The sequence below is a fragment of the Planomonospora antibiotica genome (assembly GCF_014647955.1).
GTDB classification, from domain to species: Bacteria; Actinomycetota; Actinomycetes; order Streptosporangiales; family Streptosporangiaceae; genus Planomonospora; species Planomonospora parontospora.
The window spans coordinates 33843-52229 of the sequence record NZ_BMQE01000035.1; the positions used below are offsets into that span (position 1 = coordinate 33843).

Below are 18387 nucleotides of genomic sequence, written 5' to 3' on the forward strand. Positions count from 1 at the left end.
GCGGTAATGCAACACATTGTAACCAGCCGATTCCTCGACGTTGTAAGCGGAAGTCCCGACCGTATTGCGGTGCATTCAGGTGACTCTCCGTTAACCTACGCGGAGCTGGCTCTGGCGGCCGGGGGGATCCAGCGGCTCGTCGCTGCGGCGGGGGGACACCCGGGCGCACGCGTCGGCCTGCTGCTCGGCCATGACGCGAGCACCATCGCCGCGATCATGGGCACCCTGCTCTCCGGCTGCGCCTACGTCCCGCTGGACCCCTCGTATCCGGCGCCGCGTCTGGCGTACATGGTCGGCGACGCCGATGTGGCCGTGCTGGTCACGACTCGTGAACGCGAGACGCTCGCCCGCACCCTCCTCGCCGGCCGGCACTGCCCGGTGGTCTTCGTCGAGGACGCGACGCCGGCGACGCCGACGGCCGCGTCGATCGACCCGGACGGTCTCGCCTACCTGCGGTACACCTCCGGATCCACCGGGACGCCCAAAGGGGTGGCGCAGAGCCACCGCAACCTGGTGCACTGCGTCGGCAACCAGGTCGAAAGCCTGTCGATCACCTCCGGCGACCGGCTCAGCCTGCTCGCCTCGATCAGCTTCGACGCTTCCATACCGGACATCTACCCCGCGCTGCTGACCGGCGCGACCCTGGTGCCGATCGACGTCCGCGCCCTCGGACCAGGAGAGCTGGTACGCCGCCTGGCCGACCGGGAGGTGACCGTCTACCACTCCACCCCGACGCTCTACCGGTACGTGCTCGACGCCCTCGGACCGGCCGGGCGGCTGCCCTCCGTACGCGCCGTACTGCTCGGCGGAGAGCGCGTGACCAGGTCCGACGTGACCGCGGGGCGGGGGCGTTTCGCCGACGCCTGCCTGTTCGTGAACGGCTACGGCGCGACCGAGGCCACCTTCGTCACGCACTACCGGACCACTTTCGACTCGCCCGAGTTCGCCGCGGACGCCGAGCCGGGCGCCGGGCCGGACGCGGAACCGGCATCCGGCTCCGGGGCGCCGGCCGATCCGGCGGCCGGTCCCCTCGTGCCGATCGGCCGTCCGCTGCCGGGCTACGAGACGGTGCTGCTGAACCCCGACGGGGACGAGGGCGAGATCGCCATCCGCAGCCCCCACCTGGCACTGGGGTACTGGCGGGACCCGGAACGCACCGCCGAACGGTTCGCCGCCGACGACGGCGGCAGGCGGATCTACCGCACCGGGGACCTCGGCCGGAGGCTGCCCGACGGCACCCTGGTCTGCCTGGGCAGGTTGGACCGGCAGCTCAAAGTGCGCGGGTTCCGCGTCGAACCGGCCGAGGTGGAAGCGCACCTGACGGGACGGCCCGGGGTGGCCAGAGCCGTTGTCACGCTCCACGGAGACCGGCTCGTGGCCCACGTCCAGCCCGCCGGAGGGGCGACCCTGGACCCGGCCGCCCTGAGGCGGACCGCGGCCGAGACCCTTCCGGACCATCTGGTGCCCGCGGTGATCACCGTGCTCGACACGATGCCGCTCACCCCGACCGGCAAAGTGGACGTCCGGGCACTGCCCGCACCCGAGGCCGCCCGCACCGGCGAACGCCCGGCCACACCCGCCGAAGCCTCGGTACACGACGCCTGGTGCGACGTGCTCGGGGTGACCCGGGTCGGGGTGACCGAGCCGTTCTTCGACGCCGGCGGACACTCCCTGCTGCTCGGGCGGCTCCAGCAGCGGCTGACCGCCGTGTTCGGGACGCCGGTGCCGATGATGGCGCTGTTCGAGCACACCACGGTGCGGGCGCAGGCCCGTTTCCTGGCCGCACCACCGGCCGCGGACTCCACCACCGGTCCTCTCACCTCCGGCAGGAACGGTCCTCTCACCTCCGGTCCCCTGATCACCGGTACGAGCGGCGGTCCGGGCGGCCTGGAAGGCCCCGGTGACCTTGAAGGCCCCGGCGGACCTGACGAGCCCGGCGAGCCCGACGATCCCGGTGAGTTCGACGATCCCGGTGAGTTCGACGGTCACATCGCGGTGGTCGGTCTGGGCTGCCGGTTTCCCGGCGCGCCCGACCCGGCGGCGTTCTGGTCCGTGTTGTCCGACGGAGTGGACGCCGTCCACGACTACTCGGAGGCGGAACTGCGGGAGCTGGGCATCGGGACGGCGCTGCTCGCCGACCCCGCGCACGTGAGAGCCGGGGGCAGGCTGGACGGAGTGGAGGACTTCGACGCGGAGTTCTTCGGATTCACCCCCGACGAGGCGGCCCGCACCGACCCGCAGCACCGGCTGTTCCTGGAGACGGCGTGGGAGGCCCTGGAGGACGCCGGATGCGATCCGGACCGGTTCGACGGCCAGATCGGCGTGTTCACCTCCACCTCCGTCAACCGGTACTTCCTGTTCCACCTGTTCGGCAACCCCGCCGCGGGCGCCCCCCACGACCCCGACGACTGGGAGGGGCGGATCCTGCCCCACCAGGGCTCCGATCACCTGCCGGGGCAGGTCGCCTACCGGTTCGGCCTGACCGGCCCGGCGGTCGCCGTGCAGACCGCCTGCTCCAGCTCCCTGGTCGCGGTGTGCATGGCCGCCCAGAGCCTCGCCGACCACCGCTGCGATCTGGCCCTCGCCGGGGGCGCCACCGTCACCTGGCCCCGGCACCGGCACACCCCCGGCGGGATGGTCTCTCCCGACGGCCGGTGCCGGGCGTTCGACGCCGCGGCCGACGGTTCCGGATTCTCCAGCGGCAGCGGCGTGGTGGCGCTGAAACGGCTCGCCGACGCCGTCGCCGACGGCGACCACGTGTACGCCGTCATCCCCGGATGGGCGGTCGGCAACGACGGCGCCGCCCGGGCCGGCTTCGCCGTACCGGGGCTGACCGGGCAGGCGGCCACGGTGGCCGAGGCCCTCGGTGACGCGGGGATCCCCCCCGACGAGATCGGCATGGTGGAGGCGCACGGCAGCGGCACGCCGCTGGGGGACGCCATCGAGGTCGAAGCGCTGACCCGGGCGTTCCGCGCGGCCGGTGCGCGGGGCACCGGTTACTGCGCGCTGGGCTCGGTCAAGACCAACATCGGCCACACCGACGCCGCCTCCGGAATCGCGGGGTTCATCAAGGCGGTCCTGTCGGTACGGCACGGGAAGATCCCCGGCAACCTGCACGTCGACTCGCCCCACCCGCAACTCGACCTGGACCGCGGACCGTTCCACCTGCCCACCAAGACGACGGACTGGCCGGACGGCCGCAGGCGGGTGGCCGGGGTCAGCGCGATCGGCATCGGGGGGACCGGCGCGCACGTCCTGGTGGCCGAAGCGCCGCCGCGGCCGCCGGCCCCGGCACCCGCTCCCGGCGCCCGGTACCTGCTCCCGGTCTCCGCCCGCTCACCCCGGGCGCTCCGCGCCGCGATCGCACGGCTCCGCGACCACCTGGCCGCCGATCCGGGGCTGCGGATCGCCGACGTGGCGCACACCCTGACGGCGGGACGCCGTTCCTTCGCCCATCGGGTCGTCGTGGAATGCCGCGACCTCGCCGAGGCGATCACGGCACTGGACCCCGACCGGCTGCCCTCCTCGGCCGGTGCGCCGGAGACGCCGCCGTCCGGCTCCGCCGCCCCGGGGCGGCGGATACCGCTGCCCACCTACCCCTTCCAACGGCAGCGCCACTGGATCGACCCGCCGGGAGGCATCCGATGAACACCTTGACGGCCCGCTGGTTCCGGTGCCCGCGGCCACTGCCCCGGGCGGGGATCCGGCTGCTCTGCCTGCCGTACGCCGGTGCGGGCGCGGGTGTGTTCCATCCGTGGCCCGACTCCTTCGCCCCCGACGTGGAGGTCCTGGCCGTCCAGCCGCCGGGAAGGGAGAACAGGATCGCCGAACCGGCCGGGATCGACCTGGACGAGCTGACCGCCGCGGTCGCCGGCGCCGTGGCCGCCGACGGGCGTCCCTACGCGGTGTACGGGCACTCGCTGGGCGCGCGGCTCGCGTTCGAGGTGGTACGGCGGCTGCGCCGGGCCGGTGCGCCGCTGCCGGTGCGGTTGTACGCGGGGGCCGCACGCGCGCCGCACCTGCACGGATCCGGTGCGTTCGACGGGCTCTCCCGCGTCTCCGACGACGAACTGGTGGCCCGTGTCGTGGCCGGGGGCGGCGTACCCGAGGCGGTCGCCGGCGAGCCCGAACTGCTGGAGCTGGTGCTGCCCGCGCTGCGGGCGGACTTCGCCTGGCTGGACGGCTACGAGTACCGTCCCGAACCGCCGCTGCCGGTGCCGATCGCGGCCTTCGCCGGCGCGCTCGACCACGCGGTCCAGGTGGAGCAGGCGGCCGGCTGGGAGCGGCACACCACTGCCGGGTTCGTCCTGCACCGCATCGACGGCGGCCACTTCTTCCTCCATGACCGCCTGGTGGAACTGGCCGCCCTCCTGAGAGCGGACCTCATGACCGCGGGAGGTGTGCGGTGACGAAGGTGGAGCTGGGTGGGACGGGCTGGTCGGTGTGGTCGGATGCGTTGCTGCGCACGACGGGTTTCCCGGCGGGTGGTCTGGGGGTGTTCGCGGCGCCGGAGGCGGCGGGTGCGGCCGATGATCTGCTGGCGGGCCGGGGTTCGGCGGAGGTGTTCGACAAGGCGCTGGCCGAGGCGGTGGCGGCGGGGGCCGAGAGGATCTGGGAGATCGCGGCTGATCCGCTGTTCCGGGAGGCGGTGACCTGGCAGAACCCCGGGGTGCTCGTCGCTCTGGATGGGATCGTCGCGGGTGGTCCGCGGGCGGTGCGCAACGTGCGGCGGCGGGACCGGGAGCGGGCGGTGGTGCGGTACTGGCAGCGGTACTGCGCCAAGAACGAGACGATCGGTTTCTTCGGGCCGGTCTGCTGGGTCAGGGTCGGTGCCGGTGCCGGTGCCGGTGCCGGTGCCGGTGCTGGTGCCGGTGCTGGTGTCGACCTCGATCCGGGTGCGGGTGCGGGTGCGGGTGTCGATGCTGGTGTCGACCTTGATCCGGGTGCCGGTGCCGAGGTCGGTCCGGGTGTCGGTCCGGGTTCCGGGCGGGCGGTGCAGGTGCGGGTCGGCTCGGGTCTGCTGCGGGAGCGGCGGGTGTTCCTGGAGGGCTGGGCGGTGGCCGCGTATGCGGATCGTCTGGCGGCCGATGCGCGGGTGCGGTGCTGGTGGCCGCCGATGCTGTTGCCGCATCTGACGGTGCGGGGGCGGTCGCTGCTGCGGCCGTTGCAGCCGCCGTTGCCGTTGTCGGCGGTGGAGGCGCAGGTGCTGGCCCGTTGTGACGGGCGTACTCCGGCCGCCCAGGTCGTGGCGGGGCTGGACCGGCCGCAGGACGGTTACCTGCTGCTGGAGCGGCTGGTGGAGCGTGAGCTCATCACCTGGGACGCGGCTTTGCCGGTGGGTCGTGGCGCGGAGGAGGTGCTGCGGGAGCGGATCGCGGCGATCGGTGATCCCGGTCTCCGGCGGGAGGCCACGGCGGGATTGGAGCGGTTGTGCGCGGCGCGGGAGGCGGTCGCGGCGGCAGCGGGTGACGCCGAGGCGTTGAAGGGTGCGCTGGCCGGGCTGGATGCGGAGTTCACGGCGTTGACCGGGGCGGTGCCGCGGCGTCGGGACGGGCAGATGTACGCCGGTCGTACGTTGTGTTACGAGGACACCGCCCGCGATCTCGACGTGACCATCGGTGCGACCCTCCTGGACACCGTCGCGGCGCCGCTGGACATCATCCTCACCACCGCCCGCTGGCTGACCGCCGAACTCGCCGGCGCGGGCGAGACGGTCCTGCGCGAGCTCCATGACGAGCTGCGGGAGGACGGCGACGGCCCGGTCCGCCTGGCCGACCTGTGGTATCTCGCCCAGGGACTGCTGTTCGCCCCGGGCGCGGGCCCGTTCCACGCGGTGTCGGAGGACTTCACCCGGCGCTGGGCCGAACTGATCGGCGTACGGCCCGCGGCCGAGGGCGGTTCCCGCGTTCGGCTGTCCGCGGCCGACCTGGCCGAGGCGGTGGCGCGGCTGTTCCCCGCGAGGCGGCCCGGCTGGTCCACCGCCCGGCTGCACAGCCCCGACCTGCAGATCTGCGCCACCGACGTCGAGGCGATCAACCGCGGCGACCACCTGGTGGTCCTCGGTGAACTGCACCCGGCGTGGACGCCGTTCGACAGCGCGCTGTTCAGCCCGTTCCACCCCGACCCCGATCGGCTGCGCGCCCACTACGACCTCGACCTGGGCCCGGACCGGATCCGGATCCTGTATCCGGAGGACTACCCCCGCAACACCGGCCGCGCCGCTCATGGCCTGAACGGCCCCGGCGATCGGCAGCTGGGCGTCGACAGGGCCCGGGGCGCCGACCCGGACCGGTTGCTGCCCGCGACCGCGGTCACCGTCTCGGACGAAGGCGGCGAGCTGGTCGCCACGGCGCCCGACGGGCACCGGTGGCCGCTGATCGAGATGTTCGCCGGGATGCTCAGCACGCAGCTGATGGACGCGTTCAAACTCGCTCTGCCCGTCCCGCACGCTCCGCGGATCACCATCGACCGGCTGGTGATCGCCCGGGAGACCTGGCGGACCACCGTCGCCGAGACGGGCCTGGCCGCCGTCACCGGCGAACGCGAACGCTATCTGGCCACCCGCGCCTGGCGCGGACGCCTCGGCCTGCCCGACCAGGTCTTCATCAAGATCGGTACCGAGGTGAAGCCCTGCTACTCCGATCTGACCAGCCCCCACTACATCGGCGTCCTGTGCACCATGCTGCGCACCGCCGGAGACGGCGCGTCCGTGACGATCACCGAGGCCCTGCCCGCCCCCGACCAGGCCTGGGTCCCCGACCACGCGGGCAACCGCTACTTCAGCGAGCTCCGTCTGCAGATCACCGACGCCGACACCGCGGGAGGTGTGCGGTGACGAAGGTGGAGCTGGGTGGGACGGGCTGGTCGGTGTGGTCGGATGCGTTGCTGCGCACGACGGGTTTCCCGGCGGCTGGTCTGGGGGTGTTCGCGGCGCCGGAGGCGGCGGGTGCGGCCGATGATCTGCTGGCGGGCCGGGGTTCGGCGGAGGTGTTCGACAAGGCGCTGGCCGAGGCGGTGTCGGCGGGGGCGGAGAGGATCTGGGAGATCGCGGCTGATCCGCTGTTCCGGGAGGCGGTGACCTGGCAGAACCCCGGGGTGCTCGTCGCTCTGGATGGGATCGTCGCGGGTGGTCCGCGGGCTCGGCGTAACGTGCGCCGCCGGGATCGTGAGCGGGCGGTGGTGCGGTACTGGCAGCGGTACTGCGCCAAGAACGAGACGATCGGTTTCTTCGGGCCGGTCTGCTGGGTCAGGGTCGGTGCCGGTGCCGGTGCCGGTGCCGGTGCCGGTGCCGGTGCCGGTGTCGATGCTGGTGTCGACCTCGATCCGGGTGCCGGTGTCGATGCTGGTGTCGACCTCGATCCGGGTGCCGGTGCCGGTGCCGAGGTCGGCCCGGGTGTCGGTCCGGGTTCCGGGCGGGCGGTGCAGGTGCGGGTCGGCTCGGGTCTGCTGCGGGAGCGCCGGGTGTTCCTGGAGGGCTGGGCGGTGGCCGCGTATGCGGATCGTCTGGCGGCCGATGCGCGGGTGCGGTGCTGGTGGCCGCCGATGCTGTTGCCGCATCTGACGCTGCGGGGGCGGTCGCTGCTGCGGCCGTTGCAGCCGCCGTTGCCGTTGTCGGCGGTGGAGGCGCAGGTGCTGGCCCGTTGCGACGGGCGCACCCCGGCCGCCCAGGTCGTGGCGGGGCTGGACCGGCCGCAGGACGGTTATCTGCTGCTGGAGCGGCTGGTGGAGCGTGAGCTGATCACCTGGGACGCGGCTTTGCCGGTGGGTCGTGGCGCGGAGGAGGTGCTGCGGGAGCAGATCGCGGCGATCGGTGATCCCGGTGTCCGGCGGGAGGCCGCGGCGGGGTTGGAGCGGTTGTGCGCGGCGCGGGAGGCGGTCGCGGCGGCGGCGGGGGATGCCGAGGCGTTGAAGGGTGCGCTGGCGGGGCTGGATGCGGAGTTCACGGCGTTGACGGGGGGTGTGCCGCGGCGTCGGGACGGGCAGATGTACGCGGGCCGTACGTTGTGTTACGAGGACACCGCCCGCGATCTCGACGTGACCGTCGGTGCGGCTCTGCTGGACACCGTCGCGGCGCCGCTGGCGATCACGTTGACCGCGGCCCGCTGGCTGACCGCCGAACTCGCCGGCGCCTACGCCACGGCGTTGCGCGAACTCCACGACGACCTGCGGGAGGACACCGGCGACGGCCCGGTGAGCCTGGCCGACCTGATGTCGCTGGCCCAGGGGCTGTTCTGGGGCGAGGGGCGACGTCCCGCGGACGACGTCGCCGAGGCGTTCGCCCGGCGCTGGGAGAGCCTGTTCGGCCTGGAGGAGGACGGCGCCCGCGTCCAGCTGTCCGCCGCGGACCTGGCCGAGGCGGTGGCGCGGCTGTTCCCCGCGAGGCGGCCCGGCTGGTCCACCGCCCGGCTGCACAGCCCCGACCTGCAGATCTGCGCCACCGATGTCGAGGCGATCAACCGCGGCGACCACCTGGTGGTCCTCGGTGAACTGCACGCGGCGTGGCCGACGTTCGACTGCGACCTCTTCACCGCCTGGCACCCCGAGGTCGACCGGCTGCGGGACGAGCTGTCCGCCGACGTCGGCGAGCACCGGGTCCGGCTGCTGTACCCCGCCACCTGGCCCCGGCAGACGGGACGGGTCGCGGCGTCGCTGACCGGCGTCACCGACCGGCTGCTGGGGTTCGCCGCGGCACCGGGCGCCGACCCGGACCGGTTGCTGCCCGCGACCGCGGTCACCGTCTCGGACGAAGGCGGCGAGCTGGTCGCCACGGCGCCCGACGGGCATCGGTGGCCGCTGATCGAGATGTTCGCCGGGATGCTCAACGGGCTCGCCGTCGACGCGTTCAAGCTCACCACGCCCGCGCCCCACGCTCCGCGGATCACCATCGACCGGCTGGTGATCGCCCGGGAGACCTGGCGGACCACCGTCGCCGAGACGGGACTGGCCGCCGTCACCGGCGAACGCGAGCGCTACCTCGCCGCCCGCGCCTGGCGCGGCCGCCTCGGCCTGCCCGACCAGGTCTTCATCAAGATCGGCACCGAGGTGAAGCCCTGCTACTCCGACCTGACCAGTCCCCACTACATCGGCGTCCTGTGCACCATGCTGCGCACCGCCGGAGACGGCGCGTCCGTGACGATCACCGAGGCCCTGCCCGCCCCCGACCAGGCCTGGGTCCCCGACCACGCGGGCAACCGCTACTTCAGCGAGCTCCGTCTGCAGATCACCGACCCCGAAACCCCAGGCGGTGCGCGATGAACGACCACCTTTCCCCTCCCGGGACGACCGTCGCCGACCTCGTCACGGCGCGGGCCCGCGCCGTGCCGGACGCGGTCGCGGTCGCCCAGTGGGACGAGAAGATCACATACCGCGAGCTGGTCGGCCGCGCCGCGGCGCTCGCCGCCCGGCTCGGCGCGCTCGGCGTCGGGCCGGAGAGCCGGGTCGGGCTCTGCGTGGAGCGGCGGCCCGCCGCGGCGGTCGCGATCCTCGGCGTGCTGCTGTCCGGCGGCTGCTACGTGCCGCTGGATCCGGCCGGTCCGCGGCTGCGGCTGCGGGACACGGCCGCCGACGCCGGTCTGGAGATCGTGGTGGCGGACCGGGCGGGAGCGGAGGCGGCCGGCGAGGCGGGCCTGCGGTGCGTCGCCGTACCGGGCCCGGCCGAAGCCGCCGACCTGCCCGCCGTGCCCGCCTGCCCGGCCGCACCGGACAACCTCGCCTACGTGCTGTACACCTCCGGCTCCACCGGCCGGCCCAAGGGCGTGCTCGTCACCCACCGCAACCTGGCCGACTTCGTCGTCTCGTGCGCCGCGAGCACCGGAGCCGACCGGACCACCCGCGCGCTGGGGATCGCGTCCTTCGGGTTCGACGCCTCCGTCATCGACCTGCTCGTGCCGCTGACCGTGGGAGGGGCGGTGCAGCTGGTCGGCGACGCCGACCGCGCCGACCCGGCCAGGCTGCGGCGTTTCATCGCCGAGCACCGGGTCACCTGGGGATTCGTCACCCCGGCCGTGCTGTCCCTGCTCGACCCCGCCGCACTGCCCGACTGGCGCCTGGTGATGTGCGGCGGCGACGCGGTGCCACCCGCGCTGGTCGACCGGTGGGCGACGCCGGGCCGCCGGTTCATCGACTCCTACGGACCCACCGAGACCACGGTGCTGGCCGTCACCGGCGACCTGACCGCGCCGCAGGCCGCGCCGGTGCCGATCGGCCACCCGACGCCCGGCCACCGCTGCCACGTCGTCGACGACCGGCTCCGCCCGGTCGGGCCCGGCGCCGAGGGCGAGCTGCTGATCGGCGGTCCCGGCGTGGCCCGCGGCTACCTGGGCAGGCCCGCGCTGACCGCCGAGGCGTTCGTGCCCGACCCGTTCTCCGGCGAGGCGGGCGCGCGGCTCTACCGGACCGGCGACATCGTGCGGTACGCCGACGACGGGCGGCTCGTCTACCTGGGCCGCCGCGACGGACAGGTCAAGATCCGCGGCCAGCGGATCGAGCTCGGCGAGGTCGAGTCCGTCCTGGAGGAGCATCCCGACGTGGCGCGGGCGGTCGTGGAGGCGGTCCCGCGGCCCGGCGGCGGCCTGGAGCTGGTCGCGTTCCTCACGCCGGAAACCGCCCCCGCCGATCCGGGGTACGCGGCCTCGCGGCTCACCGCGGCGATGCTGCCGGGACGCGTGCTGCGCCTGCCCGAGCTGCCGCTCAACCCCTCCGGCAAGGTGGACAGGGCCAGGCTGCGGGAGCTGGCCGCGGAAGGACGCCCGGCCGGCGGCGCACCGGAGGGGGAGACGCCCACCGAACGGGCGCTCGCGGCGGTGTGGCGGCGCCTCGGCGTCGGCGCCGACTTCTTCGCGAGCGGAGGCGACTCGATCACCGCGATGCGGCTGGTCGCCGCCGCCCGCGACGAACTGGGCCTGGACGCGTCGGTGGAGGACGTGTTCGCGGGCCGTACCCTGCGGGAGATCGCCGCGCGGTTCGACAAGGCCGCCCGGCGGCCGGGGCCGGAGCTCACCTTCGGCAACCCGCCGACCCTGGCCCCGCCGCAGCGCCGCCTGTGGTTCCTGGACCAGCTGGCGCCCGAGGCCGCGCCGTACAACATCGCTCTGGCCGAGCGGCTGCGCGGCCCCCTGGAGGTGCCGGCGCTGCGGGCGGCGCTGCGGGCCGTCGCCGAGCGCCACGAGGTCCTGCGCTGGCGGATCCGGCAGGAGTCCGGCGTGCCGTACGCCGTCTGCGAGCCGCCGTCCGACGTGGACCTGACCGTGGTGGACCTGACCGGGTACGGCCCGGCGCAGCGGGACGCGCAGCTGCGCGCCCGGCTGGCGGCCGGTGCGGCCGAGCCGTTCGACCTGGCGGACGGCCCGCCCTGGAGGGCGCGGCTGTACGCGCTGGGTCCCGGCGAGCACGTGCTGGCGCTGACCCTGCACCACGCGGTGTTCGACGGCTGGTCCCGGGACACGCTCTACACCGATCTGTCCGCCGCCTACGCGGGCGCCGTCACCGGCCGGCCGGTGGACCTCGCGCCGCTGCGGGCGTCGTACGCCGACTACGCGGTCTGGCGGGCCGAACGGGACCGCCGCGACGGCGACGCGGACCTGGCCTGGTGGGCCGGGCACCTGAGCGGGGCGCCCACCGTGCTGGACCTGCCCCGCGACCGGCCCCGCCCGGCCGTGCAGACCTACCGCGGCGCCGAGGCCCGCGTGCTCCTGCCGCCGGCCGCCGACGCCGCGGTCCGCGCGCTCGCCGCCGACCTCGGGGCGACCCCGGCGGGGGTGCTGCTGGCCGGCCTCGGCCGGCTGCTCCACCGGCTCACCGGCACGGCCGACCACATGATCGGCGCGGTCGTCGCCGACCGGCGGGTGGCCGCCTTCGACGACCTGGTCGGGTTCTTCGTCGACATGGTCCCGCTCCGGCTCCGGACGGACCACCGCGACGACTTCGCCACCCAGGTACGGCGGTGCGCCCGCGAACTGCTGGACGCCGCCGCGCACCCGGCCGCACCGCTGGAGCGCGTGGTCGAGGAGCTCGGCATCCCCAGGGACCCCTCCCGCGCCCCGCTGGTGCAGGTCGTGTTCAACGTGCTGAACCTCGCCGAGCCCCGGCTGGACCTGCCCGGGGTGAGCAGTCAGGCGATCGGGGTGGACAAGCCGGGGTCGCCGTTCGACCTGACCGTGTACGTGGCGGAGCGGGACGGCGGGTTCTCCGTCGAGGTCGTCTACAACCCCGACCTGTTCGACGCCGCCAGGGTCGACGCGATGCTCGCCGACTACGTGAACACGGTCGGCGCGCTGGCCGCCGACCCTTTCGTCCCGATGAGCGCGGTCGACCTGCCCGAACGGGTCTCACCGGACGGCGCGCCCGGCGCCATGCGGGTCGCCGACCCGGTGGCGCCGCCCGGGAGCCGGGGCACCGGGTCGGCCGCCACCGAGGAGCTGATCACCGCGATCTGGTGCGAGGTACTGGAACGGGACGGCGTCGGCCCCGACGACAACTTCTTCGACATCGGCGGCCACTCGCTGGCCCTCGCCGCCGTGCACGCCCGCCTGCGCGCCCGGCTCGGCGGCGAGCTGCGGATGGTGGACCTGTTCCGCTATCCGAACGTCCGCTCCCTCGCCGCCCACCTCGACGCCCGGGCGGGCGGCTCCGCGGACGACCCCCCGGACGGCGACTCCGAACTCGCCCGCGCGATCTCGCGAGCCGAGGCGCGGCGCAACCGCACCCGACGCGCACGACGCGTCCACAGCACCACCGGACAGGAGAACGACCATGATCAGTGACGTCAACGACGAAGGCGTCGAACCCATCGCGATCGTGGGGATGGCCGCCCGGGTGCCGGGCGCGGCCGACATCGGCGAGTTCTGGCGCAACCTGGTCGACGGCGTCGAGTCGATCACCGCCTTCACCCGCGAGGAGCAGATCGCCAGGGGCGTCTCCGAGGAGGACGTGGACGACCCGAGCTGGGTGTCGAAGGCGCCCTACGTGGAGGGGTACGACCAGTTCGACGCCGGGCTGTTCGGCCTGACCGCGCGGGAGGCGGAGATCCTCAACCCGCAGCACCGGCTGTTCCTGGAGTCGTGCTACGCCGCGCTGAACGACTCCGGGACCGACCCGGCGCGCTACGACGGCGCCATCGGCGTCTACGCGGGCACCGGAGGCAACCAGTACCTCTGGGAGAACCTCGCCCGCAACCGGCGGGTGTGGGATACCCGCCACGGCATCGGACTCGCCACCGCCAACTCGCCGAACTACGTGGCCACCACCGTGTCGTACCGGCTGAACCTGCGCGGGCCCAGCCTGACCCTGCACACCGCCTGCTCCACCTCGCTGGTCGCGCTCCACCTCGCCTGCGAGGCGCTGCGCAACGGCGAGTGCGACATGGCCCTGGCGGGCGGGGTGAACGTGGAGCACCCGCCGGCCACCGGCTACATCGGCGTGGAGGGGTTCACCTCCCCCGACGGCCACTGCCGGCCGTTCGACGCCGACGCGAACGGCACCGTCTGGGGCAGCGGCGTCGGCGTCGCCGTCCTCAAGCGGCTCGAGGACGCCCTCGCCGACGGCGACCACATCCGCGCGGTGGTGCGGGGCAACGCGATCAACAACGACGGCGCCGGCAAGGTCGGCTTCTCCGCCCCCAGCGTCGACGGGCAGGCCGCCGCGGTCGCACAGGCGCTCGGAGTCGCCGCGATCGACCCGCGCACGATCGGCTACGTCGAGGCGCACGGCACCGGCACCGCGATGGGCGACCCGATCGAGGTCACCGCGCTGTCCACGGTCTACACGCGGCACACGCGGGACCGCGGCTGGTGCGGCATCGGCTCGGTGAAGTCCAACATCGGCCACCTCAGCCAGGCCGCGGGCATCATCAGCCTGATCAAGGCGGTGCTGGCCCTGGAGAACGGGCTGATCCCGCCGACGATCAACTACGAGCGCCCCAACCCGGCGATCGACTTCGGCGACACCCCGTTCTACGTGGCGTCCACGCTCAGCAAGTGGGAGACGGACGGCGGCCCGCGCCGCGCCGCGGTCAGCTCCTTCGGCATCGGCGGGACCAACGCGCACGTGGTCCTGGAGGAGGCGCCCCGCACCGAGGCCGGCGCCCGCCCCCCGCGGCCCGCGCACCTGCTGCAGGTGTCCGCCAGGACCGCGACCGCGCTGGACGCGGCGGTGGAGCGGCTCGCCGGGCACCTGGCGGCCGACGAGGACCTCGACCTCGCCGACGTGGCCCACACGCTGCGGACGGGCCGGACGGAGTACCCGCACCGGGCCGCGGTGGCGGCCACCGACCGGGCCGACGCGGTCGCCGCGCTGCGGGACCGCAGGCGCCGCCGCAGCGGAGAGGCCGGCGCCGCCCCCCCGGCGGTCGCCTTCCTGTTCTCCGGGCAGGGCGCGCAGTACGCCGGCATGGGCGCGGAGCTGTACCGGACGGAGCCGGTGTTCGCCGCCGCCGTCGACGAGTGCGCGGACCTGCTCGCCGGGCATCTCGGCCTCGACCTGCGTGAGCTGATGTCCGGCGCCGCGCCCGACGCCGAGGAGACGCTCCGGCGGACGCGCTACACCCAGCCGGCGCTGTTCACCGTGGAGTACGCGCTGGCCCGGCTGTGGCAGAGCTGGGGGGTACGGCCGGCCGAGATGATCGGCCACTCCATCGGCGAGTACGTCGCCGCGACCGTCGCCGGGGTCTTCAGCCTGGCCGACGCGGTGCGGCTGGTCGCCGCCCGCGGCGCGCTGATGCAGTCCATGCCGCCGGGCGCGATGCTCGCCGTCCAGCGGGACGAGTCGGAGCTGGCCGGCCGGCTGCCGGACGGGGTGTCGGTGGCGACGGTCAACGGTCCCGGCACCTGCGTGGTGGCCGGCCCTGTCGAGGCGATCGAGGCGTTCGCCGAGGCGCTGAAGGCCGAGAAGGTGGGCTGCAAGGCCCTGCGCACGTCGCACGCGTTCCACTCGCCGATGATGGAGCCGATCCTCGCGGAGTTCACCGCGCTGGTCGCCTCGGTGCCGCGGCACGCCCCGCGCCTGCCGTTCTGGTCCAACGTCACCGGCCGGCCCATCACCGCCGAGCAGGCGACGGACCCGGCGTACTGGGCCGACCACCTGCGGCAGCCGGTCAGGTTCGGGGACTGCGTCGCCGGGCTGTTCGCCGCGTACGGCGACACGCCGCCGCTGCTGGTGGAGTGCGGGCCCGGCCGGCAGCTGGCCGGCCTGGCCAGGATGCAGCTGCCCAAGGGGGCGCCCGCGCCGCTGCCCAGCCTGCCCGGGCCCGGCGAGCGGACCGGGGATGCCGTCACCGTCCACGACGCGGCGGGCACGCTGTGGGCCGCCGGAGTGCCGCTGGCCCCGGGCTTCGGCGCGGCGGGCCGCCGGGTGCCGCTGCCGGCCTACCCGTTCGAGCGCCGGAGCTACTGGATCGACCCCGACCCGGCCGACCAGGCCGCCGCCGCCCCGGTGCGGCGCGGCGGCCCGCTGCCGCTGGCCGACTGGTTCGCGGTGCCCACCTGGCGCCAGGCCGCCCCGGATCCCCGGCGGACCGGCCTCGGCGACTGCCTGGTGCTGGCCGACGGGCCCCGCGGGGACGAGCTCGTCGCGGAGCTGCGCGCCCGGGGCGCCACCGTGCGGACGGCCGGAACCGGCGACCACGAGTCGCTGCTCGCCGACGGCGTCCCGGCCAGGATCGTGCACGCCCTGGCGCTGGACGGCCCGCCCGCGGACGGCGGGATCGCCGCCACCTGGGAGGCGCAGGAGCGGGGCTTCTTCAGCCTGCTGAGCCTGGTCCAGGCCCTGGCCGGCGCCGGGGCGGCCGACGGCGTCCACCTCGACGTGGTGTCGTCGGGCACCTCGGACGCCCAGGGCGACCTGGTCCGTCCCGAACACGCCACCCTCGCCGGCATCGTCAGGGTGGTCCCGCTGGAACTGCCCGGCCTGACCGTCCGCCACATCGACGCCGACCCGGAGGCGGGCGCCGCGCAGACGGCCGACCTCGTCGCCGAGCTGCTGCGGCCCGCCGACGAGCCGGAGGTGACGCTGCGCGCCGGACGCCGCTGGGTCACCGACCACACGCAGGTGTCCCTGACGGAGGAGGCCGCGGACCGCACGGTGGTCCGCGAGGAGGGCCGGTACCTGATCACCGGCGGAACCGGCGGCATCGGCATCACCCTCGCCGAGGACTTCGCGCACCGCGCCCGCGCCCGGCTGGCGCTGCTCAGCCGCGGCGGCCTGCCGCCGCGTGAGGAGTGGGACGCCCACCTGGCGGTGCACGGCGGCACCGACAGGGCGGGCCGGGCCATCCTCGCGATCCGGCGGATGGAGCAGGCCGGGGCCCGGGTGCTCGTGCTGGCCGCGGACGTCACCGACCCGGCCGAGCTGGCCGCGGTGCGCGAGCGGATCGACGCCGAGTTCGGCGGGCTGGACGGCATCGTGCACGCCGCCGGCCTGCCCGGCGGCGGCATGGCCGAGGTGAAGGACCGCGCGGCGGCCACCGCCGTGCTGGCACCCAAGATCGCGGGAACCCTCGCCCTGGCGCAGGCCTTCGGCGACCTCCCGCTCGACTGGGTGGCGCTCTGCTCCTCGGTGACCTCGGTGGTCGGCGGCTTCGGGCAGGTCGACTACTGCGCGGCCAACAGCTTCCTCGACGCCTACGCCCGCGGCGCCCACGGCTGGCGCGCCCCGGTCGTCTCGCAGAACTGGGGCGGCTGGACCGAGGTCGGCATGGCCGTCGAGGTGTCCGCGCCCGACGGGTTCCGCGCCGCCCGCGGCGGGATCGCCGAGGCGGTGGACCACCCGGTCCTGTCCACCCGGGTGACCGGCCCGGACGGGAAGGCCGAGTGCCACGGGCCGGTGTCCGCCGCCACGCACTGGCTGCTCGACGAGCACCGCATCGGCGAGGTCCCGGTGGTGCCCGGCACCGGCCACCTGGAGTCGGTCCGGGCCGCCGTGGCCGCGTGCCTGCCCGCCCCGGACGCCGACCACGTCGTGGAGCTGCGGGACGTGGCGTTCCTGGAGCCGTTCTCCGTCCCGGACGGGAGCACCGCGCAGTACCGGGTGGAGCTGACCGCCTCGCCGGACGGCGCCGACTTCCGGGTGGTGAGCCGTACGGCGGGCCGCTCCGCCGCGCACGTGCGCGGCTCGGCCGCGTGGGTCCGCCCCGAGCCGGCCGCGGAGGCGGACGCCCGGCCGATCGCGGCCCGCTGCCGGCCGGTCTCCGCGCGCGGGGGCGGGCCCGGGACCGGACGCACCAGCATGCTCGCCTTCGGCCCCCGCTGGGACGCGCTGGGCGAGCACCACGTGGGCCCGGACGAGGAACTCGCCAGGATCGTCGCGCCCGAGGCCGCCGCGGCCGACCTGGACCGCTGGGTGCTGCACCCGGCGCTGCTCGACGTGGCGACCGCGTTCGGCGAGGGGCGCGGCGAGGGCAGCTACCTGCCGCTCTCCTACGGCAGGGTGCTGGTCCGCGGGGCGCTGCCCGCGCGGTTCTGGAGCCACCTGCGTTACGCCGACGGCGGTGACGACGTGGTCTCGGCGGACCTGACGCTGTTCGACGAGGACGGCCGGGTGCTGGTGGAGATCGGCGACTTCACGCTGCGCCGGGTGGACCGCGACGCGGTCACCGGCGGCCTCGCCGCCGCCCCCGTTGCCGCGACCGGCGCCGCGACCGGGGAGACCGCCGCGGCGGCGTCCCCGGCGTCCCCGGCGGCCCCGGCCTCCCCGGCCGAGGGCGGGATCGCCCCCGTGGACGGCGCCGAGGCGTTCCGCCGGGTGCTGGCCGCGCGCCTCGGCCCCCAGGTCGTGATCAACCCGCTGCCGGTGGCCGAACTCGCCGAACGGGTCAGGGCCAGGACCGCCGACGCCATCGCGGGCGACGCCGGGGCGGAGGAGCGCCCCGGGGCCGAGGCGGCCGGGGACGACCACGCCGCGCCCCGCAACGAGCTGGAGGCGACCATCGCGCGGGTGTGGAGCGACGGCCTCGGCGTGCCGAGAGTCGGCGTCGACGACGACTTCTTCGAGCTCGGCGGCAACTCGCTGATCGCGGTGCAGCTCGTCTCCGCGCTGCGCAAGGCCGTCGGCGTGAAGCTGCCGATGCGCAGCCTGTTCGAGGCTCCGACCGTGGCCGAGCTCGCGGTCGTCGTCGAACGGCTGCGGGCCGCCGACGGCGACGCCGGGCAGTCCCGCCCGGCCACCACCATTCCCAAGCTGGACCGCAGATGAACGAGGCAGGAACCATGACCGACCCCCTCTACCTGGTCGTGCGCAACGACGAGGAGCAGTACTCGATCTGGGCCGAGGGGCGCACCCTCCCCGCCGGCTGGTACGACGCCGGCTTCAGCGGGACCCGGCAGGAGTGCCTGGACCACATCGAGACGGTGTGGACCGACATGCGCCCGCTCAGCCTGCGCCAGGGCGGGTGACGGG

At 75.1% G+C, this 18387-nt stretch carries 7 protein-coding genes; all 7 read left to right on the forward strand.

Features of this window, described 5'->3' with window-relative positions; genetic code table 11:
* The first annotated feature begins 69 nt into the window (after nt 1–69).
* The 7 genes from IEZ06_RS26035 to IEZ06_RS26070 are packed head-to-tail and all read left to right on the forward strand — an operon-like array spanning nt 70 to nt 18383.
* The gene (locus tag IEZ06_RS26035; RefSeq protein ID WP_229798700.1) at nt 70–3648 is read left to right on the forward strand and encodes an amino acid adenylation domain-containing protein; all 3579 of its coding nucleotides are present in this window, start codon (nt 70–72) and stop codon (nt 3646–3648) included.
* The gene (locus tag IEZ06_RS26040) at nt 3645–4409 is read left to right on the forward strand and encodes a thioesterase II family protein (protein ID WP_189239316.1); all 765 of its coding nucleotides are present in this window, start codon (nt 3645–3647) and stop codon (nt 4407–4409) included. Before IEZ06_RS26035 ends, IEZ06_RS26040 begins: the two co-directional genes overlap by 4 nt.
* Nucleotides 4406–6835 (forward strand): lantibiotic dehydratase, encoded by a 2430-nt coding sequence (locus IEZ06_RS26050; protein WP_229798702.1) that lies wholly within the window; start codon nt 4406–4408, stop codon nt 6833–6835. Before IEZ06_RS26040 ends, IEZ06_RS26050 begins: the two co-directional genes overlap by 4 nt.
* A complete protein-coding gene (locus IEZ06_RS26055) occupies nt 6832–9255 on the forward strand; it encodes a lantibiotic dehydratase (protein ID WP_189239317.1) in 2424 nt (807 codons plus the stop codon). The genes IEZ06_RS26050 and IEZ06_RS26055 overlap by 4 nt, the downstream gene beginning before the upstream one ends.
* Nucleotides 9252–12761, forward strand: coding sequence for a non-ribosomal peptide synthetase (locus IEZ06_RS26060; protein ID WP_189239318.1), 3510 nt, complete (start codon nt 9252–9254; stop codon nt 12759–12761). Before IEZ06_RS26055 ends, IEZ06_RS26060 begins: the two co-directional genes overlap by 4 nt.
* On the forward strand, nt 12751–18183 hold the full coding sequence (locus IEZ06_RS26065) for a type I polyketide synthase (protein WP_189239319.1): 5433 nt from the start codon (nt 12751–12753) through the stop codon (nt 18181–18183). Before IEZ06_RS26060 ends, IEZ06_RS26065 begins: the two co-directional genes overlap by 11 nt.
* Entirely contained in the window at nt 18180–18383 is a 204-nt protein-coding gene (locus IEZ06_RS26070) for an MbtH family protein (protein WP_229798704.1), read from the forward strand. Before IEZ06_RS26065 ends, IEZ06_RS26070 begins: the two co-directional genes overlap by 4 nt.
* Nucleotides 18384–18387 lie beyond the last annotated feature (4 nt).

Excerpts from the sequence above, each read along its gene's own strand:
- IEZ06_RS26060 (WP_189239318.1), top strand. The coding sequence starts at position 9,252 with ATGAACGACCACCTTTCCCCTCCCGGGACGACCGTCGCCGACCTCGTC.
- IEZ06_RS26065 (WP_189239319.1), top strand. The coding sequence starts at position 12,751 with ATGATCAGTGACGTCAACGACGAAGGCGTCGAACCCATCGCGATCGTG.
- IEZ06_RS26040 (WP_189239316.1), top strand. The coding sequence starts at position 3,645 with ATGAACACCTTGACGGCCCGCTGGTTCCGGTGCCCGCGGCCACTGCCC.
- IEZ06_RS26070 (WP_229798704.1), top strand. The coding sequence starts at position 18,180 with ATGAACGAGGCAGGAACCATGACCGACCCCCTCTACCTGGTCGTGCGC.